At 68.2% G+C, this 18,387-nt stretch carries 16 protein-coding genes and 1 tRNA gene; 4 read left to right on the top strand and 13 right to left on the bottom strand.

What is annotated here, in order from left to right:
- Positions 1 to 19 precede the first annotated feature (19 nt).
- Both DD542_RS08420 and DD542_RS08415 read right to left on the bottom strand, forming a co-directional pair.
- The gene (locus tag DD542_RS08420) at positions 20 to 1,873 is read right to left on the bottom strand and encodes an integrase arm-type DNA-binding domain-containing protein (protein ID WP_127805031.1); all 1,854 of its coding nucleotides are present in this window, start codon (positions 1,871 to 1,873) and stop codon (positions 20 to 22) included.
- Between the two features lie 239 nt (positions 1,874 to 2,112).
- Positions 2,113 to 2,186: transfer RNA gene (locus DD542_RS08415), tRNA-Gly, on the bottom strand.
- Positions 2,187 to 2,361: 175 nt separating this feature from the next.
- Here DD542_RS08415 and DD542_RS23920 point away from each other — a divergent pair.
- The 4 genes from DD542_RS23920 to DD542_RS08395 all read left to right on the top strand — a co-directional run bounded on the left by DD542_RS23920 (position 2,362) and on the right by DD542_RS08395 (position 7,144).
- On the top strand, positions 2,362 to 3,693 hold the full coding sequence (locus DD542_RS23920) for a tetratricopeptide repeat protein (protein WP_241559727.1): 1,332 nt from the start codon (positions 2,362 to 2,364) through the stop codon (positions 3,691 to 3,693).
- Positions 3,683 to 5,089, top strand: coding sequence for a sensor histidine kinase (locus DD542_RS08405; RefSeq protein WP_127805029.1), 1,407 nt, complete (start codon positions 3,683 to 3,685; stop codon positions 5,087 to 5,089). The genes DD542_RS23920 and DD542_RS08405 overlap by 11 nt, the downstream gene beginning before the upstream one ends.
- Positions 5,055 to 5,714: a response regulator transcription factor gene (locus DD542_RS08400; protein ID WP_241559726.1), complete on the top strand. Its 660-nt coding sequence runs from the start codon at positions 5,055 to 5,057 to the stop codon at positions 5,712 to 5,714. Before DD542_RS08405 ends, DD542_RS08400 begins: the two co-directional genes overlap by 35 nt.
- A 131-nt stretch (positions 5,715 to 5,845) precedes the next feature.
- Positions 5,846 to 7,144: a DUF3047 domain-containing protein gene (locus DD542_RS08395; protein ID WP_206610783.1), complete on the top strand. Its 1,299-nt coding sequence runs from the start codon at positions 5,846 to 5,848 to the stop codon at positions 7,142 to 7,144.
- Positions 7,145 to 7,156: 12 nt separating this feature from the next.
- Here DD542_RS08395 and DD542_RS08390 read toward each other — a convergent pair whose 3' ends face one another.
- From DD542_RS08390 to gabT, 11 genes are read right to left on the bottom strand one after another with little or no spacing between them, the layout of a single operon-like run.
- Complete coding sequence (locus DD542_RS08390) at positions 7,157 to 8,635, bottom strand: NAD-dependent succinate-semialdehyde dehydrogenase (RefSeq protein WP_127805027.1); 1,479 nt, start codon at positions 8,633 to 8,635, stop codon at positions 7,157 to 7,159.
- 33 nt (positions 8,636 to 8,668) lie between these two features.
- The gene (locus tag DD542_RS08385; RefSeq protein WP_127805025.1) at positions 8,669 to 9,745 is read right to left on the bottom strand and encodes an ABC transporter substrate-binding protein; all 1,077 of its coding nucleotides are present in this window, start codon (positions 9,743 to 9,745) and stop codon (positions 8,669 to 8,671) included.
- A gap of 10 nt (positions 9,746 to 9,755) precedes the next feature.
- A complete protein-coding gene (locus tag DD542_RS08380) occupies positions 9,756 to 10,040 on the bottom strand; it encodes a cupin domain-containing protein (RefSeq protein ID WP_066158306.1) in 285 nt (94 codons plus the stop codon).
- A gap of 26 nt (positions 10,041 to 10,066) precedes the next feature.
- The gene (speB, locus tag DD542_RS08375; protein WP_127805023.1) at positions 10,067 to 11,026 is read right to left on the bottom strand and encodes an agmatinase; all 960 of its coding nucleotides are present in this window, start codon (positions 11,024 to 11,026) and stop codon (positions 10,067 to 10,069) included.
- Between the two features lie 4 nt (positions 11,027 to 11,030).
- A complete protein-coding gene (locus tag DD542_RS08370) occupies positions 11,031 to 11,636 on the bottom strand; it encodes a GNAT family protein (RefSeq protein WP_066158310.1) in 606 nt (201 codons plus the stop codon).
- Between the two features lie 3 nt (positions 11,637 to 11,639).
- Positions 11,640 to 12,458, bottom strand: a complete 819-nt coding sequence (locus DD542_RS08365) for an ABC transporter permease (RefSeq protein ID WP_127805021.1) — start codon at positions 12,456 to 12,458, stop codon at positions 11,640 to 11,642.
- Between the two features lie 13 nt (positions 12,459 to 12,471).
- Positions 12,472 to 13,713: an ABC transporter permease gene (locus tag DD542_RS08360; protein WP_241559725.1), complete on the bottom strand. Its 1,242-nt coding sequence runs from the start codon at positions 13,711 to 13,713 to the stop codon at positions 12,472 to 12,474.
- 2 nt (positions 13,714 to 13,715) lie between these two features.
- Complete coding sequence (locus DD542_RS08355) at positions 13,716 to 14,741, bottom strand: ABC transporter substrate-binding protein (RefSeq protein WP_066158314.1); 1,026 nt, start codon at positions 14,739 to 14,741, stop codon at positions 13,716 to 13,718.
- Between the two features lie 39 nt (positions 14,742 to 14,780).
- Positions 14,781 to 15,863 (bottom strand): ABC transporter ATP-binding protein, encoded by a 1,083-nt coding sequence (locus DD542_RS08350; protein WP_127805017.1) that lies wholly within the window; start codon positions 15,861 to 15,863, stop codon positions 14,781 to 14,783.
- A 44-nt stretch (positions 15,864 to 15,907) separates the two neighbouring features.
- Positions 15,908 to 17,083 carry a CaiB/BaiF CoA-transferase family protein gene (locus DD542_RS08345; protein ID WP_127805015.1) on the bottom strand — a complete coding sequence of 392 codons (1,176 nt, stop codon included), beginning with the start codon at positions 17,081 to 17,083 and terminating at the stop codon, positions 15,908 to 15,910.
- Positions 17,080 to 18,375, bottom strand: a complete 1,296-nt coding sequence (gabT, locus tag DD542_RS08340; protein ID WP_127805013.1) for a 4-aminobutyrate--2-oxoglutarate transaminase — start codon at positions 18,373 to 18,375, stop codon at positions 17,080 to 17,082. The genes DD542_RS08345 and gabT overlap by 4 nt, the downstream gene beginning before the upstream one ends.
- Positions 18,376 to 18,387 lie beyond the last annotated feature (12 nt).

Here is an 18,387-nt window from a genome sequence, read left to right as displayed (position 1 = left end):
GGGGCGCAGCGCAAGGCTGCTATGCGAACCCCACCACCTTCTCCTGATCCCACTCGCTTGCCTTCACGCTCGTGACCACGGCCATGATGATCTTGTCGAGATTGTTGGCGGTGGCGCCCTCCAGGGCCGAGCGGCCGCGCAGCATCGCACGCGGCTGCAGCAGCGCGTGGTAAATCTGCCAAGGGTCCGCGCCCCGGCTCAGCTTCATGACGGACTGGACCAGCTCGTGTTTGAGCGGGTCGAGGTGCCAGTCCGGCACCCGCTGGCCGCGGTTTCCCAGGTTCAGTGCCAGCAGGTTGCCCGCCTTGATCTCGTAGCTGATCCACCGGCGCGACTTGCCCGCCATCTTGGCGAACTCGACGACCGGAAGGTTGTGCGGCGACTCGAAAACATCGACGAGTTCCATCCGCTTGCGTTGAACGTCGGACAGTGGCTGCTCCATCACCGAGCGCGGCGCCGTGACCGCCGGCAGCCGCTGCGCCGCAGCTGACACCAGCGGCATCGCATCGCCAGGCTTGGTCACGAGCAGGATCGGCGTCGTCGCCGCCCTGGGCGGTGCGCTGTCAGCGGGATCGCCCCCGATGGCGGGCACGCCTTCCAGGTGAATGGTGAGCGGCATGCTCGCCGCTTCGACCATGTTCTGCTCAAAGAGGTCGAGGCGGTCGGCCCAATCCTGCATCATGCGGCGGCGCTGCTCCACGTACTCGGCGTGGTTGTACGTGCTGCTGACCTTGTTGGGATCGACGTGGGAGAGTTGCGCGTCCACCCAGGCTTTCGGATAGCCGAACTCGTTGAGCGCGGTGGACATCGTGGCCCGGATGCCGTGCCCGGTCAGCAGGTCACGGTAGCCCATGCGCTTGAGCGCACCGTTGAGGGTGTTCTCGCTCATGCGCTTCTTCAGGTCGTTGTCGTGCCGGAGCAGATAGCGCTGGGCCGGCTTGAACTCCTCCAGCATGTGCCGGACGATCTCGATGGCCTGCACCGACAGCGGCACGATGTACGGTGGAATGTCCTGCGGCCGCTGGCGCTTCCTGCGCATGTCCACCTGCAACTGTTTCACGACGTCGGGCGGGATGATCCACAACCCCTTGTCGAGGTCGAACTGATCGGGCGTCGCCAGCCGCAACTCGCCCGTGCGCACGCCGGTCAGGCACAGCAGCCGCAATCCAAGCTGGGTGCGCAGCCTGCCGCGGTACTTGCGCAGCCGCTGCAACAGTTTCGGCAGATCCTCCATGCGCAGGAACGGGTTGTGGTTCACCGGCGGCAACGGCACGGCGACCACATCGAGGTCGGACGCCGGGTTTTGCTCCAGCCCCGGCACGATCACCAGCGCGTAGCGAAACAAGTGGTTCAACCACGTCCTGACCTTCTCGGCGACGGAGAGCGCCTTGCGCTTCTCGATCTTGGCGATCACGTCCAAGAGGTCGGAGCGCTTGATCTCGTAGATCGAGCGCTTGCCCAGGTAGGGCAGTACATCCTTGTCGAAGACGCGCGGGAGGATGGAGTGCGTGGTCTGCCGGCCCTTCTTGAGGCTGAGCGCACGATGGGCAAACCACTTCCTGTAGATGACCTCGAAGGTGTGCTCGCCGGCGAGCTTGACCGCGGCGCGCTTCTGCTTGCGGTGAACACGGGGGTTGATGCTCTTGGCCACCAAGGCGCGCGCCTCGTCGCGCAGCGCGCGGGCTTCGAGCAGCGATACCTCGGGATAGGTGCCGAACGACATCCGCTTGGGCTCCTTGAGCCAGTAGTAGCGGAAGTGCCAGGTCTTGCCTCCCGTCGCTGCAACAGCGAGGGAGAGGCCCAACGTGTCGGGGAGGGTGTAGTCCTTGCCGGTGGCTTTGGCGCGTCGAACGGCCAGGTCGGAAAGTGCCATGCTTCTAGCTCCTGAACGTGAGTCAGGAACTCGATGCTGGTCACATCACCTGCGCGCCTCTACAAACAATCCGGAAGCGGTCGTGCCCGCAAAAATGGACACAATCATGGACATAAAAGTCCTGGCTTCAGGCGGATTTCCGTGGATGACAGCAGAACATCAAAGAGAGAGAAAACCGTTGCGTGACAACGACTTGCAGACTCCCTTGGATTTCAGCGGACCTCCGCAGAAAGATGCAGTGGAGCGGGTGAAGGGAATCGAACCCTCGTATGAAGCTTGGGAAGCTGCCGTTCTACCATTGAACTACACCCGCAATGGTGTGGCGATTGTAGCGGTGCCGGCCCGGGCCTCGCCGGTCGACCGGGCATTTTGCCCGCCGCCGCCCGGGCGGCGTGCCCTGTGTGCCTCCGGCCGCCCACAATCCCTGCGTTCCTTCCTAGCATCGCGCCACTCCCAAGCCCGGGAGCCCACGACACGAAGGAGCCCTCATGCGCAGGTTTGTGACCACCGCCCTGTTTCTCACCGCTCTCGCGGCACCTTCGGCCTGGGCCGCCGACGGCACCTCCGGTGAACAACTGCTGCCCATGCCGCCGGAGCGGGTCTGGCGGGCGGTGCAGCAGGCGCTGGCCGACCGCGGCGCGGACCACGCCGAGGTGCTGGTGCTGGACGGCGCGCGCTACGAAGCCCGCCTGCGGCCGGAAGCTCTAGACGGGTCCGACCTTCACCTGGATGTGGACTGGGACACCCGCACCGGCGGCACGCGCCTGCGCTGGTCCGCCACGGCCGCCGGGGCGCAGGTCCAGGCTGCGGCGTGGGTGCAGCGGCTGGCCGAACGCGCGGGTGGGCTGCGCGCCAGCAATCAGCTCTGCCGCGGCCCCCACCCGACGGCCGAGGAGATCGAGGCGGCGCAGATCGAGATCCCCGCCAGTTGCGAGTACAGCACCGGCCATTTCTCCACCGCGCTGTTCGAACTGGAGAAATGCGGCGATTTCGACACCGCGCTCCAGATCATGGCCGACTGCGTGAAGCGGCGCCATGCGGGCGGACTGATCCGCCTCTCGCAGTACTTCGACCTCGGCTACGGCGTGCCCAAGCGCCCCGAACGGGTGGTGGAGTTCCTGCGCCTGGCCATGGACAGCGACAACGAGGGCTATGCCCGGCTGGCCCGGCTGCACTACGCGACGGCGCTGCATTTCGGCCTGGGTGTGGCACCCGACCGAACAGCCGCACGCCGCCTGTTTGAAGACCTGGCCCGGGAAGGGCAGGCCGATGCGCAGGAGTTCCTGCGCCTGGGTCACCACGGCGCCTGGCTGCGACCCGACGGCCAGCGCTTCCGGGACACGCCCGCAGCCTCGCCGGCCGCCGCGGTGTCGCGCGACGACTCGGGCAACGACATGAGCTACGGCGCGTTCGTGAACAGCGACAAGCGCATCAAGTGCCTCTACGGCTACGCCGCAGACAAGACCGGCGACCACGCGGCGGCGGTGCGCATCTTCGAGGACTGCATCAGCCGCTGGAACGACCCGTACTCGATCATCTGGCTGGCGCATCTGCTGGAGAACGGTCATGGTGTGCCCAGGGACCTGGCGCGCGCGGCGCAACTGCTGCGCCAGGGCGCCGAGCACCCCGACACCTCGGGCTACGCAACGCTGGCGCGCTACCACTACGGCATGGTGCTGGCGCAGGGTCAGGGCGTGCCGGCCGATCCGGCGCAGGCGCGCCACTGGCTGCAGCGCGCAGCGCAGGAGGGCCTGGACGAGGCGCGCGAGGCCCTCGCCCGGCTGGAGGCCGGGCCCGACAATCGGGCCCATGCCCGCTGAGCACGCTTCTGTCCTGTTCCCCGTCCCCGGCTACCGCCTGCAGCGCCGCCTGGGCGCCTGGCTGCTGGCGGGGGCGGCGCTGCTGCTGCTGGCCTCGGGTGGCTGGAGCCTGTGGCGTGTGGCCTCGGCGGTCGACCCGCAGCTGCAGCGCCTGGCGCGGACCATCGAACGCCTGCGGCTGAACGAACTGGGAGCCGAGCCCGGCGTGTTCCAGGCCACGCTCGCGGGCGAGGAGCTGCAGAACCTGGTCGGGCTGGGCGAGCTGGTGCCGTTCTGCCTGACCGTGCGCAACATCCACGGCCTGGCGGTGGACCAGCGCTGCCTGGGCACGGCGGGGGCGCATCCCGGTGGGGTGGAGTCGCTGCTGCGGGCCACGGCCGGAGAAGAGGTGGGCGCGCTGCTGCCGCTGGTGCGCTACCCCGGCACCCGCGTCGGCGAACTGGCCCTGGCGCCGCACTGGCCGGCGCAATCGGCCCTGCTGTGGCAGCACTGGTGGCAGACCCTGGTGAGCGCGGCGGGCGTGCTGGCGGTGGCGGCACTGGCCTATCTGGCGGCGCGGCGCGCGCTCAGGCCCACCAGGGCCATGCTGGCCACCTTGCAGCGTCTCGAGGCGGGCGACCTGTCGGCCCGCATGCCGCCCGCGGGCCCCCGCGAGCTGCAGCGCATTGGCGCCCAGTTCAACCGCATGGCCGACCGGCTGCAGGACACGGTGGGCGCGCAGCGGCAACTGGCCGACCGGCTGCTGACGGTGCGCGAGGAGGAGCGGCGCCACCTGGCGCGCGAACTGCACGACGAACTGGGCCAGTCGCTGACGTCGATCCGGGCCGAGGTCGCGTTCGTGGAGGAGGTGGCGCGCGAGTCGGTGCCTGCGCTGCTGCCCAGCGCCGACGCGCTCACGCGCACCTGCGAGGGCATGGTGACCGCGGTGCGCCACATCGTGCAGCAGCTGAGGCCGCCGGGGCTGGAGGCCTTCGGGCTCACCGCCTGCCTGCAGCAGCTGGTGGACAGCTGGCGGCGCCGCGACGCCGGGCGCTGCGGGTACAGCCTGCAGATCGACGGCGACCTTGACCGCTGGGACGACACGCTGTCGGTCAGCGTGTTCCGCCTGGTGCAGGAAGGGCTGACCAATGCGGTGCGCCACGGTCAGGCCTCGCAGATCGAGGTGGTGTTGAGCGAACGCGCCGACGGCCTGCACCTGCGGGTGCAGGACAATGGCCCGCTGGCTCAGCCGCCTTCGCTGCCGGACAGCGGCGGCCAGGGCCTGCTGGGCATGCGCGAACGGGTGCAGGCGCTGGGCGGCACGCTGGCACTGGAAGTGGCCGATCCGCACGGCCTGCGCCTGCGCATCCACCTGCCGGTTCATGAAGGACACCATGCTGCGCCTGCTGATCATTGACGACCACGCCATCGTGCGCGAGGGCTACCGCCGCCTGCTGGAGCGGCGGCAGGACCTTCGCATCGTGGCGGAAGCGGGCACGGCCGAAGAGGGCTACGAACAGTTCAAGACGCACGAGCCCGAGGTGACCCTGCTGGACCTGAGCCTGGGCGCGGGCAGCGGCCTGCGTCTGCTGTCCCAGATGCTGCGCCACAGCCCGGAGGCGGCGGTGCTGGTGTTCTCCATGCACGCCGAGCCGCTGTACGCCGTGCAGGCGCTCAAGGCCGGCGCGCGCGGCTACGTGACCAAAGGCAGCGCGCCGCAGGTGCTGATCGACGCCGTCTACCAGGTGGCGCGCGGCCAGCGCGCGCTCAGCCCCGACATCGCGGGTGAGGTGGCGGGCATGCTGCTGGACGGCGAGGGCGAACACGCCGGACTGACGCCGCGCGAGTTCGACATCCTGCGGCTGCTGATGCAGGGGCTGGACGTGGACGCCATCGGCCTGGCGCTGCACATCAGTCCCAAGACCGTGCGCAACGGCCACTACCAGCTCAAGGCCAAGCTGGGCGCGCGCAGCGACATCGAGCTCACGCGCAAGGCGCTGCAGTTCAAGCTGTTGGGCAGCAGCGACCCGGCCAGCGCCTGACCCGGGACGCTGTCCCGGACGGGGTCGGGCAAAACGCCCGCCGTGTCCGAAGCGGCCGTGGTGCTTCCTAGCATGGGTTCCAGCCCGCCGGCATCCGCTCCGGCTGGCAGCCACCCCTTCAGGAGACCACCGTGACCCTCTCGACAACCGTTCCCGCCGCGCCCCTCGACCACGGCCAAAACCACGGCATACACGACCATTGCTGTGGCCACACCCACGCGGGTGAACACGCCACCCCGGCCATGCCCAGCGCCAGCCGTCGCCAGTGGGTCAAGGGCCTGGCCGCGGCGCCGCTGCTGGCCGGCCCCTGCGCCGTGGCCCATGCCAACAACCCGCAGCCGGCGCCCGGTGCCGTCCGCCCGGCGGCCGAGCTGGCACAGGAGGTCCGGCACCTGGCGCGCGGGGTCGACGCGGTGGCCCGCATTGAGCCCTTCACCTTGACACCGGCGAACCTGCCCTGGAGCCAGGCGCTGGGCGAGCTGCAGGCCGGGCAGCAGGCCACGTTCTTCCTCAACGGCCTCTGGTGGTTCAGCAAGGAACACGGCCGCTGGCTGGAGCCGGGTTTCGTGTTTTTCGCCCGCGTGGCGGGCAGCGGCGGCAGCAGCGCCATCCAGAACACCATGCAGAACACCGGCACGCTGACGGCGGACCGGGCGGGGCGCCTGCAGATCGCGCGTTCGGCGGGTGAGTTCGCCAACCCACAGGGCGATCTCGCGGTGCCGCTGGCGCAGTACCTGGCGGGGGAGGGCCGCATCGAAGGCGTGGCCATCGTCTGGAAGGGCAGCGCCGAAGACGGGCTGCTGGCCCTGTCGGCCCAGGGCGATGTGCAGGGCCTGGTGCGCGCCGAGCTGCAGCGCCAGCGCCAGGCGCGGCTCATGCCGGCGGGCTGGCAGCACTTCTTCGCCTTCGGCGACGGCGGCATCTTCACCGAGGGGCCCGACCAGCGCATCGACTGTGAGACGCACAAGAACGTCGGCATCCTGCAGTACCCGCTGGCCGACCAGCCGCTGCGTCCGGGGCTCACGCTGGACTGGCGCTGGGTGGTGGACCGCCTGCCCTCGCACCTGCCCGAAGACCAGATCCTGACCCACGACTACCTGTCCATCGCGGTGGAGTTCGACGACGGTCAGGACATTACGTATATGTGGAGTTCCAGCCTGCCGGTGGGCCAGGTGTTTCGCTGTCCGCTGCCGGGCTGGGACGCGGTGGAGACCCATGTGGTGCAGCGCAGCGGGCTGGCCGACCTGGGCAAGGCCTTCGACGAGCGCCGCGACCTGTACGAAGACTACCGCCGCATCGTGGGCGGCCAGGCGACGCGGGCGGTGCGGGTCTGGCTGATCGCCAACTCGCTGTTCCTGCGCCAGGTCGGGCGCTGCGCCTACCGGCGCATTGCCATCGGCCAGACCGGCCAGCAGCAACGCATCCTGTAGGCGGGGGTCAGATCACTTGAGCACGTCGCCGATGCAGACATACTTGATCTCGACGTAGTCGTCCATGCCGTAGTGCGAGCCCTCGCGGCCAAGGCCGGACTGCTTGACACCACCGAAGGGCACGTGCTCGGTGGCCAGGATGCCGACGTTCACGCCGACCATGCCGTACTCCAGCGCTTCGCTCACGCGGGTGATGCGGCCGATGTCGCGGCTGTAGAAGTAGCTGGCCAGGCCGAACTCGGTGTTGTTCGCCGCGTCGATGGCTTCCTGCTCGGTCTTGAACTTGAACACCGGGGCGAAGGGGCCGAAGGTCTCTTCGCGCGCGCACAGCATGTCGGCCGTGGCATCGGCCACCACCGTGGGTTCGAAGAACTGGCCGTCCAGGCGCTTGCCACCCACCAGCACACGGCCGCCCTTGGCCTGTGCGTCGGCGACGTGGCGTTCCACCTTCTGCAGCGCGGCATCCTCGATCAGCGGGCCCTGGTTCACGCCATCTTCAAAGCCATTGCCGACCTTGGCGGTTTTCACCTTGGCGGCGAACTTCTCGACGAACTGCTCGTACACGCCTTCCTGCACGTACAGGCGGTTGGAGCAGACGCAGGTCTGGCCGGCGTTGCGGTACTTGCTGGCAAACGCGCCTTCGACGGCGGAGTCGATATCGGCGTCGTCGAATACGATGAAGGGCGCGTTGCCGCCCAGTTCCAGCGACATCTTCTTGACCGTGGGAGCGCTCTGCGCCATCAGGATGCGGCCGACTTCGGTGGAGCCGGTGAAGCTGATGTGACGCACCACGTCGGAGGCGCACAGCACCTTGCCCACGGCGATCGAGTTCTGGTCGTCGGCGGTGAGGATGTTGAGCACACCGGCCGGGATGCCGGCGCGGATGGCCAGCTCGGCGGCGGCCAGGGCCGTCAGCGGGGTCAGTTCGGCGGGCTTGATGACCACCGGGCAGCCGGCGGCCAGCGCGGGCGCGACCTTGCGCGTGATCATGGCCAGCGGGAAGTTCCAGGGCGTGATGGCCGCGCAGACGCCGATCGGCTGCTTGAGCACCATCAGGCGGCGGTTGTTGTCGAACTGCGGCAGGGTCTCGCCGTTGACGCGCTTGGCTTCTTCGGCAAACCACTCGACGAAGCTGGCGCCGTAGGCGACTTCGCCCTTGGCTTCGGCCAGCGGCTTGCCCTGCTCGGCGGTCATCAGGCGACCCAGGTCGTCCTGGTTGGCCATCAGCAGGTCGAACCACTTGCGCAGGATGATGCTGCGCTCCTTGGCGGTCTTGTTCTTCCAGCTGGCCCAGGCGGCGTTGGCGGCGGCGATGGCACGCTCGGCATCAGCCGGGCCGAGGTTGGCGACGTCGGCCAGCTTCAGACCCGTGGCCGGGTCGAGCACGTCGAAGCGGCTGGCGCCTTTCACCCACTCGCCGTTGATCAGGCCGTCGGTCTTGAGCAGGGTCGGGTCCTTGAGCAGGGCCAGGGGGGAGGTCTTCATGTCCATGCGGGTCTCCTTGAATGCAATGGGTGGAATGCTCTATTTCAGCGCGTCGGCGAACCGCTTTTCAAGCTGCGCGCCATTGCCCACCCAGAAGGTCGGGTTGAAGCCCAGCGAGCGGCGCAGGTTGCCGGGCGCCGATGGCAGGTCGCTGGGCGCCATCGACAGGTCGATCAGGTGGGCGTCGTCGATGACCCGTTTGCGGCCGTTGTCGTACTGCAGGATGGCGTTGTAGTGGGTCGGGCCGTAGGCGATTTCGCGCGAGAACGCGAGCTGGGCCGCGTCCGTGGTGGCGAAGTTCACGAACGCGCGCGCCTGTTCGGCACGCGGCGAACCCTTGACGATGGCCCAGTAGTCGATGTCGTAGATGGCGTCGGTCCACACCGTCGACAGGGTGGCGCCATCGGCCACGGCCGCCGAAATGCGGCCGTTGTAGGCGGTGCTCATCACCACCTCGTCGGCGGCCAGCATCTTGGGTGGCTGCGAGCCGGATTCCCACCAGACGAGGTGGGGCTTGAGCTGCTGCAGCTTGGCCAGGGCGCGCTGCAGACCGGCTTCGGTGTCCAACACCTTGTAGACGTCGCGGCGGTGAACGCCGTCGGCCATCAGCGCGAATTCGAGGTTGTAGCGCGCGCCCTTGCGCATGGCGCGCTTGCCCGGGAATTTCTTCACGTCCCAGAAATCGGCCCAGTTGCGTGGCGCGGTCTTGAGCGTGGCGCTGTTGTAGGCCATCACCGTGGACCACACGAAGGCGCCGACACCGCACTCCTGCACGCTGCCGGCCAGCAACATGGAGGTGTGCGGCACCTTGCTCTTGTCGAAGGGTTCGAACAGGCCTTCCTTGCAGCCGGTGGTCAGCTCGGAGGATTCGACTTCGACCACGTCCCATTCGACCTTGCGGGTCTGGACCATCTTGCGCACCGGGCCGAGGTCGCCGTCGTACTCGACGCCCTTGGCCGGCACCTTGCTGGCCTGGGTGAAGGGCTTGAGGAAGGCCACTTCCTGCGCCTTGCCGTTGGCGCCGCCGAAGTTGGCAACCACGAGGGGCTGGGACTGGGCCGAGACCAGCGCGGGGACCGTGAGGGCCAGAAGAAGGAGGGGTCTGTAAAGGGCCATGGACGTAGCGTCAGCGCATTTCGATTTCCACGAACACGACCTCGTGTCCGGTGGGGTTGATGACGTTGTGCTCCACACCGACCTGGCGCGTGTACGACTGGCCCGGCACCAGCGGCGAGGTGCGGTTGCCCTCCGGAGTCTCCAGCAGCAGCTCCCCGCCGGTCATCGGCACGACGACGTAGTCGTGCGCATGGCGGTGCCAGCCGGTTTCGGCGCCGGGCGGGAAGCGCCATTCGGTGACGATCACGCGGTCGTTGTCGATCTGGACGGTGGGGATGGCTTGCGGTCTGCTCATCGGATGCTCCTGGTCAAAAGATGGGTTCAGCGGTACGCCACGCCGGGCAGCACGCACAGCATCTCGAACAGCAGGTTGGCGCCCAGCAGCGCGGTGTTGCCGCTGGTGTCGTAGGCGGGCGAGACCTCGACCAGGTCGCAGCCGACCAGGTTCAGGCCGCGGCAGCCGCGCACGATCTCCAGCGCCTGCGGCACGTTCAGGCCGCCAATCTCGGGCGTGCCGGTGCCACCGGCGTAGGCGGGGTCGATGCCGTCGATGTCGAAGCTGAGGTAGGTGGGCGTGTCGGGGCCGATCTTGGCCCGGATGTCGGCCATCAGCGGAGCCAGCGACTGCCACCAGACCTCGTGCGCCGGCACGATGGTGAAGCCCTGCTGGCGCGGCCAGTCGAAGTCTTCGGCCGAGTAGCCGCTGCCGCGCAGGCCGATCTGCCAGACCTTGTCGCCGATCAGCAGGCCTTCCTCGACGGCGCGGCGGAACGGGGTGCCGTGCGCGATGCGCTCGCCGAACATGTCGGGGTTGACGTCGGCGTGCGCGTCCACGTGGATCAGGGCCACCGGACCGTGCCTGGCCTTCATGGCACGCAGGATCGGCAGGGCGATGGTGTGGTCGCCGCCCAGCGTGAGCGGGATGCAGCCGGCGTCGATGATCGGGCGGTAGTGGCCTTCGATGATGTCGACCGACTTGAGCAGGTTGTAGGTGTTGATGGGCACGTCGCCCAGGTCGGCCACCTGCAGCGCGTCGAACGGCGCGGCCCCTGTCGCCATGTTGTAGGGGCGGATCAGGCAGGACTCGGCGCGGATCTGGCGCGGGCCGAAACGGGCGCCCGGGCGGTGGCTGGTGCCGATGTCCAGCGGGACGCCGATGAAGCCTGCGTTCAGGCCGACGGCGGAGGTCGCGACGGGCAGCCGCATCATGCTGGCGAGGCCGCCGAAGCGCGGCATCTCATTGCCACCGAGGGGCTGGTTGAAGGTGGTGGGTTCGCTCATGTCTTCAGGTGCGGGGCTTGCTCAGCTGAAAGTCCAGGTGGGCCTTCACGCTCGGCCACTCGTGCGCCACGATGCTGTAGACGCAGGTGTCGCGCAGCGCGCCTTGTGCTTCCGGATGTCTGTTGATCTGGTGGCTGCGCAGCACACCGTCGAGCTTGGCACCCAGGCGCTCGATGCCGCGGCGGCTGGCGTGGTTGAACCAGTGGGTGCGGAACTCCACCGCGATGCAGCCCAGCGTCTCGAAGGCGTGGGTCAGCAGCAGGCGCTTGGCCTCGGTGTTGAGCGGCGTGCGCTGCACCGCCTGGCGGTACCAGGTGGAGCCGATCTCGACGCGGCGGTTGGCGGCGTCGATGTTCATGTAGGTGGTCATGCCCACCGCTTGGCCCTCCGGGTTGAGCACCGCGAAGGGCAGCATGCTGCCGGCCTTCTGCAGGCCCAGGCGGCGCTGGATCTCGGCCGCCATGCCCTCGGGCGTGGGGATGGCGGTGTACCAGAGCTTCCAGAGTTCGCCGTCGCGCACCGCCTCGACCAGGTCGTCGTGGTGCTCGGGTCGCAGCGGAACGAGGCGAACGTGGCGGCCGGCGAGGGTGGTGTCGGTGGTGAAGGGCATCCGTTATTTCCTGCGGCCGCGCAGCCACTCCAGCGTCAGCATCAAGGCGGTCGTGAACAGGATCAGCAGCGTGGCGACGGCGGCGATGGTGGGCGAGATGTTCTCGCGGATGCCGGTGAACATCTGGCGCGGCAGCGTGACCTGCTCGGGTCCGGCGAGGAACAGGGTCACCACGACTTCGTCGAACGAGGTGGCGAAGGCGAACAGCGCGCCCGAGATCACGCCCGGGGCGATGACGGGCAGCGTGACGCGGAAGAAGGTCTCCAGCGGGCTGGCGCCCAGGCTCAGGCTGGCCTTGACCAGGTTGTGGTTGAAGCTCTGCAGCGTCGCCAGCACGGTGGTCACGACAAACGGCGCGCCCAGCGCGGCGTGCACGATCACCAGACCGAGGTAGGAGTCGTTCAGGCCCCAGCGCGCGAAGTACAGGTAGGCGCTGACGCCGACCACGACGATGGGCACCACCATGGGCGAGATCAGCAGGCCGGTGATGAAACCCTTGCCCAGGAACTTCGTGTTGGCCAGGCCCATGGCGGCCAGGGTGCCCAGGGTGGTCGCCAGCAGCGTGGCGAGTGGCGCGACGATGAAGCTGTTCTTGGTGGCGCGGATCCAGTCGTCCGAGTGGAACATCTCCTGGTACCAGCGCAGCGACCAGCCTTCGATGGGGTAGGCGAGGAAGGACGAATCGCTGAAGGACAGCGGGATGATCACGATCACCGGCATCAGCAGGAAGGCCAGCACGGCCAGTCCACCGGCGCGCAGGGCGAGCCAGCCGAGCTTGTCGAACAGGGTGTAGTAGGCGGGGAAGTCGGGCAGTTTGAACATCTTGGACTCCCGCTCAGCCGAGGCTCAGCTCGGCTTTCGAGACCTTGCGGTAGATCGAATACAGGATCAGCGTGGTGGTCAGCAGCACGCCGCCGAGCGCGCAGGCCATGCCCCAGTTGACTTCGACGTTGGTGTACTGCGCGACGTAGTAGCTCAGCATCTGGTCGCCCGCGCCGCCCAGCAGGGCCGGGGTCACGTAGTAGCCGATGCTGGTGATGAAGACCAGCAGGCCGCCAGCGGCGACGCCCGGGTAGGTCTGCGGCAGGTAGACGCGCACGAAGGCGGCGAATGGCGCGCTGCCCAGCGAGATGGCGGCGCGCAGGTAGTTGGGCGGCACCGACTTCATGACGCTGTAGAGCGGCAGGATGGCAAACGGCAGCAGGATGTGGACCATCGCGATGATCACGCCCACGCGGTTGAACAGCAGCGGAATCGGCGCGTCGGTCAGGCCGATCCACATGAAGAACCGGTTGACCAGGCCGTTGTTCTGCAGCAGCACGATCCAGGCCGCGATGCGCACCAGCACCGAGGTCCAGAACGGCAGCAGCACCAGGATCAGCAGGATGTTGGCCTTGCGCTCGGGCAGGGTGGAGAGCCAGTAGGCCAGGGGGTAGGCCAGCAGCAGGCAGAAGAAGGTGACGACCGCGCTCATCTGGAAGGTGCGGCCCAGGATGTCGGAAAAGGCGGCCTCGTCGTCGGCCACGCGCACGATGTCGCCCAGCGGCGTGCGCTTGAGGTCGACCGCGGCCAGCAGGTAGTCGGGCGTCCAGCGCGAGCTGTTCTGGGCGATGGCCTGCCAGTAGGGCAGCTCTTCCCAGCGCGCGTCCTGCTCGATCAGTTTGGCTTTGGCCTGTTCGGAGGCGAGGTCCTTGAAGCCCGAGTCTTCGGATTGCACGGCACGGTAGGTGCCCATGACCAGCGAACGTGCACCAGGGACTTCGCTGTTGAGGCGCCGCGCCAGCACGCCGGCCTGCGCGGTGTCCTCGATCGCCGACAGGTCGGCGATCACCGCCGCGAAGGCGGCGGCGTCGGGCGGGCTGTGTCGATCCCAGCCGGCCAGCGCCTGCCCCGTGCGGGGCAGGGCGTCGGCGACCTCGGGGTTCTCCACCGCCCGCACCAGCAGCGATGCCAGCGGAACCAGGAAAAAAACGACCAGAAACGCCAGCAGCGGCAGCGTGAGCGCCACCGCGCGCTGTTTGCGGCGCCGCTCGGCGCGGCGCAGCTGCGTGGCCAGGTCCAGGGTTCCGCCGGCCATCATCATTGCGCTGCCCAGGCCGAGAAGCGCTTCTCCAGGGCTTCACCCTGGTCGGCCCAGAAGCCCACGTTGAACTGCAGCGCGTCCTTGGCATTGGCCGCAGACGTGGGCAGCTGGCTCAGCACTTTGGCGTCGAGTTTGCCCAGGGCCTTGGTGTTGGTCGGGCCGTAGCTGATGTTCTTGGCGTATTCGGCCTGTGTGTCGGCCGAGCTGGCCAGCGCGATGAACTTCAGTGCGGCGTCCTTGTTGGGCGTGCCCTTGGGCATGACCCAGTAGTCCAGGTCGTAGATGCCGCCGGTCCAGGTGATCTTGAGGTTCTTGCCTTCGCGCTGGGCGGCGTCGATGCGGCCGTTGTAGGCGGTGGTCATGGCCACGTCACCGGCGACCAGGAACTGGGGCGGCTGCGCGCCAGCTTCCCACCACTGGATGTTCGGCTTGAGCTCGGTCATCTTCTTGAAGGCGCGGTCGGCACCGTCCTTGGTGGCCAGCACCTTGTAGACGTCGGCGGGCTTGACGCCGTCGGCCATCAGGGCGAATTCGAGGTTGTAGCGGGCGCCCTTGCGCATGCCGCGCTTGCCCGGGAATTTCTTGGTGTCCCAGAAATCTGCCCAGGTGACGGGAGCGTCCTTGAGCTTGTCGCCGTTGTAGGCCATCACGGTGGACCACACGAAGGTGCCCACGCCGCACTCGTGCACGGCGGCTTTCTGGAAGTCGGCCTTGTTGCCGATCTTGGCCCAGTCCAGCTTCTCGAACAGGCCTTCATCGCAGCCGCGGCTCAGGTCCGGGCTCTCGACTTCCACCACGTCCCAGGTGACCTTCTTGGCTTCGACCATGGCCTTGATCTTGGCCTGTTCGCCGTTGTATTCGACCATGGTGACCTTGGTGCCGGTCTTTTCGAACGGATCGATGTAGGCCTTCTTCTGCGCGGCGCCGTTGGCACCGCCGAAGTTGACGACGGTCAGGCTCTGGGCCATGGCGGGCAGGGCCACGAGGGCGGCCACGGCAATCAGGACAGGTTTGAGTTTCATCTGGAGGGTCTCCATGGGTTGAGGAACGGGGGAAAGGGCTCAGCGGTACACGCGCAGATGGGTGGGCGGCAGGTGCAGGTGCACCGTCTGCCCGGCCTGCATGTGGCCCTGGTGCTGCAGCGGCACCTTGACGCTCATCTCGGGCTGCTCGGGCACATGGCAGCGCAGGCGCAGGTGGTCGCCGAAATAGATCACGTCGGAGATCGTCGCGGCCACGCGGTTGCCGGCGCTGTGGCCGGCGTCCACCACGGCGATGCGTTCGGGCCGCACGCTGCACTGCACCGTGTCGCCGACCTGGGCGTGGTTGACGTTGATACCGTGCAGGTGCGTGCCATCGGCCAGCTGCACCTCGCAGGTGTCACCGTTGTTGTGGATCACGCGCGCGTCGAGCACGGAGTTGTCGCCCACGAAGCCGGCGACGAAGCGGTTGGCGGGCGTTTCGTAGAGGCGGTCGACCTGGTCGATCTGCTGGATCACGCCCTCGTTGAACACGGCCACGCGGTCGGACATGGTCAGCGCTTCGCTCTGGTCGTGCGTGACATAGACGAAGGTCACGCCCAGGCTGCGGTGCAGGGCCTTCAGTTCGATCTGCATGTGCTCACGCAGCTGCTTGTCCAGCGCGCCCAGCGGCTCGTCCATCAGCACCAGCTGCGGGTCGAACACCAGGGCGCGCGCCAGGGCCACGCGCTGTTGCTGGCCGCCCGACATCTGCGACGGATAGCGCTGGCCCATGTGGCCCATCTGCACCATGTCCAGCGCGCGCTTGACCTTGGTGTCGATCTCGTTCTTGTCGAGCTTGCGCACCGTCAGCGGGTAGGCGATGTTGTCGGCCACTGTCATGTGCGGGAACAGTGCGTAGTTCTGGAACACCATGCCGAAGTTGCGCTTGTGCGGCGGGGTGCGCGTGATGGGCACGCCGTTGAGTGCGATCTCGCCCGAGGTCGGCGACTCGAAGCCGGCGAGCATCATCAGCGTGGTGGTCTTGCCCGAGCCCGACGGGCCCAGCAGTGAAAGGAATTCCCCCTTCTGGATCTCGAGGTTGAGGTCGCGCACCACCAGGGTGTTGCCGTCGTAGGTTTTCTGCACACCGGTGAAGGTGACGAGTGCGGAGCTGGTGGTCATGAACGCTTGGGTTGTGTGTGGGAGCGGGCCCGGTGGGCGGATCATCAGGAGGTATGCAACCACCGTGCCTGATGCGCGTCCAGTGCGGGCGGCGGCAGGTCGGCGACCGGGCGCTGGCCATCGAACAGCATGGGGTTGGCGACCATGGGCGGGGTCGACGCGTCGCGTGGTTGTAGCGCCATTCCGCGCGCCGCCACATGCGGATGTTCCATGACTTGAGCAATGTCAAGAATCGGTGCGCAGGGCACGCCCGCCTGGTCGAGCAGGGCGACCCATTCGGCCGTGTCTTTCGTCATCGTCCAGCCGGTGATCAGCGGCACCAGCGTGGCGCGGTGTTCGACGCGCGCCGGATTGGTCGAGAAGCGCGCGTCGCGCGAGACCGCGGGCTGCCCGGCGGCGTCGCAGAACTTGGCGAACTGGCCGTCGTTGCCCACCGCCAGCACCATGTGGCCGTCGCGCGTGGGGAACACCTGGTAGGGCACGATGTTCGGGTGCGCGTTGCCCATGCGCGTCGGGGTCTTGTTACCGATGAGCTGGTTGCTGGCCTGGTTGGCCAGCATGGCCACCTGCACGTCGAACAGTGCGGCGTCGATCACCCGGCCCTTGCCCGTGCGTGCGCGCTCGTGCAGCGCGGCGAGGATGGCGGTGGTGGCGTAGACGCCCGTCATCAGGTCCGTCACGGCGACGCCGACCTTCTGCGGCTCTTCGCCCTTGTTGCCGGTGATGCTCATCAGGCCGCCTTCGGCCTGTATGGCGAAGTCATAGCCGGCGCGGTGAGCGAGTGGTCCGGTCTGGCCGTAGCCGGTGATGGAGCAATAGATCAGGCGCGGGTTGATGGCCTGCAGGCTCACCGCGTCGAGGCCGTAGCGCGCCAGCTGGCCGACCTTGTAGTTTTCAATGAGCACGTCCGCCTCGCGCGCCAGCTCGCGCACGGTCTGGATGCCTTCGGGCGAGGCGATGTCGATCGCCACCGAGCGCTTGCCGCGGTTGGCGCAGACGAAGTACGCGGCCACGCGCGCCTCGCCTTCGCCCCACCACGGCGGGCCCCAGGTGCGGGTGTCGTCACCGGCGCCTGGGCGCTCGACCTTGAGCACCTCGGCGCCGTAGTCGGCCAGCATCTGGCCGGCCCAGGGACCGGCCAGCACGCGCGACAGATCGAGCACACGCACGCCCTCGAGCGGCCGGGGCGGCTGGGCGCTCATGCGATCGGGCGCCGTCATGCCAGCGCAGCAGCCAGCGAAGCGGCCATGATGTCCAGACCCTCGTCGAGCAGGGCGTCGCTGGCCACCAGCGGCACCAGCACGCGGATCACGTTGGCGTACACACCGCAGCTCAGCAGGATCAAGCCACGCTTCTGCGCCTCGGCCACCATGCGCTTGGTCAGTTCTGCGTCGGGCTGGTGCGGGTCGCCGTTCTTGCACAGTTCGATGGCCACCATGGCGCCCAGACCGCGCACCTCGGCGATGCAGTTGTGCTGCGCCTGCAGGGCCTTGAGGCGGCTGGTCAGGCGCTCACCCACGGCGCGGCTGCGCGCCAGCAGGTTTTCCTTTTCGAAGGTCTCGATCACCGCCAGCGCGGACGCGCAGGCCAGCGGGTTGCCGGCGTAGGTGCCGCCCAGGCCGCCCACGGCAGCGGCGTCCATCACCTCGGCCTTGCCGATCACGGCCGACAGCGGCATGCCACCGGCCAGCGACTTGGCCATGGTGATCACGTCGGGCGCCACGCCCCACTGCTCGCAGGCCAGCCAGGTGCCGGTGCGGCCGGCGCCGGTCTGCACTTCGTCGGCGATCAGCAGGATGCCGTGCTGGTCGCACAGGGCGCGCAGGCGCTGGGCGAAGGCGGGCGACGCGGCGTAGAAGCCACCTTCACCCTGCACCGGCTCCAGGATGATGGCGGCCACGCGCGAAGCCTCCACGTCGTACTTGAACAGCGCTTCCACCGACGCGATGGCGTCGTCTTCGCTCACGCCGTGCAGCGGGTTGGGGAACTTGGCGTGGAAGACTTCAGCCGGGAAGGGTCCGAAACCCGCCTTGTACGGGGCGACCTTGCCGGTGAGGGCCATGCCCATCAGGGTGCGGCCGTGGAAGCCGCCACCGAAGGCGATGACGGCCGAGCGCTTGGTGTAGGCGCGGGCCACCTTGACCGCGTTTTCCACCGCTTCGGCGCCGGTGGTCAGGAAGAAGCTCTTCTTGGCGAAGTTGCCCGGCGCCATGGCGTTGAGCTTTTCGGCCAGTTCCACATACGACTCGTAGGCCAGCACCTGGAAGCAGGTGTGCGTGAAGCGCTCGAGCTGGTCTGCCACGGCCTTGACCAGCGCGGGGTGGCGGTGGCCGGTGTTCAGCACCGCGATGCCGCCCGCGAAGTCGATGTAGCGACGGCCTTCGACGTCCCAGACCTCGGCGCCTTCGGCGCGGTCGGCGAAGATTTCGAAGCCCTGGCCCAGCCCGTTGGGCAGGGCGGCGCGGCGGCGGGCCATCAGGGCGGCGTTGGTGAAGTGGGGTTCGCGTTGCATGCTGGGGCTCCG

The organism is Hydrogenophaga sp. NH-16 (assembly GCF_004006415.1).
In the GTDB taxonomy this organism is placed as follows: Bacteria; Pseudomonadota; Gammaproteobacteria; order Burkholderiales; family Burkholderiaceae_C; genus Hydrogenophaga; species Hydrogenophaga pseudoflava.
Note: the sequence above shows the minus strand (reverse complement) of the source record. Positions and strands in the feature narration are given on the sequence as shown.

Bases quoted from the DNA above. Each gene is read 5' to 3' on its own strand.
- DD542_RS08420 (WP_127805031.1), bottom strand. From the start codon at position 1,873: ATGGCACTTTCCGACCTGGCCGTTCGACGCGCCAAAGCCACCGGCAAG.
- DD542_RS23920 (WP_241559727.1), top strand. From the start codon at position 2,362: ATGCGCAGGTTTGTGACCACCGCCCTGTTTCTCACCGCTCTCGCGGCA.
- DD542_RS08405 (WP_127805029.1), top strand. From the start codon at position 3,683: ATGCCCGCTGAGCACGCTTCTGTCCTGTTCCCCGTCCCCGGCTACCGC.
- DD542_RS08400 (WP_241559726.1), top strand. From the start codon at position 5,055: ATGAAGGACACCATGCTGCGCCTGCTGATCATTGACGACCACGCCATC.
- DD542_RS08390 (WP_127805027.1), bottom strand. From the start codon at position 8,635: ATGGACATGAAGACCTCCCCCCTGGCCCTGCTCAAGGACCCGACCCTG.
- DD542_RS08385 (WP_127805025.1), bottom strand. From the start codon at position 9,745: ATGGCCCTTTACAGACCCCTCCTTCTTCTGGCCCTCACGGTCCCCGCG.
- DD542_RS08380 (WP_066158306.1), bottom strand. From the start codon at position 10,040: ATGAGCAGACCGCAAGCCATCCCCACCGTCCAGATCGACAACGACCGC.
- speB (WP_127805023.1), bottom strand. From the start codon at position 11,026: ATGAGCGAACCCACCACCTTCAACCAGCCCCTCGGTGGCAATGAGATG.
- DD542_RS08370 (WP_066158310.1), bottom strand. From the start codon at position 11,636: ATGCCCTTCACCACCGACACCACCCTCGCCGGCCGCCACGTTCGCCTC.
- DD542_RS08365 (WP_127805021.1), bottom strand. From the start codon at position 12,458: ATGTTCAAACTGCCCGACTTCCCCGCCTACTACACCCTGTTCGACAAG.
- DD542_RS08360 (WP_241559725.1), bottom strand. From the start codon at position 13,713: ATGGCCGGCGGAACCCTGGACCTGGCCACGCAGCTGCGCCGCGCCGAG.
- DD542_RS08355 (WP_066158314.1), bottom strand. From the start codon at position 14,741: ATGAAACTCAAACCTGTCCTGATTGCCGTGGCCGCCCTCGTGGCCCTG.
- DD542_RS08350 (WP_127805017.1), bottom strand. From the start codon at position 15,863: ATGACCACCAGCTCCGCACTCGTCACCTTCACCGGTGTGCAGAAAACC.
- DD542_RS08345 (WP_127805015.1), bottom strand. From the start codon at position 17,083: ATGACGGCGCCCGATCGCATGAGCGCCCAGCCGCCCCGGCCGCTCGAG.
- gabT (WP_127805013.1), bottom strand. From the start codon at position 18,375: ATGCAACGCGAACCCCACTTCACCAACGCCGCCCTGATGGCCCGCCGC.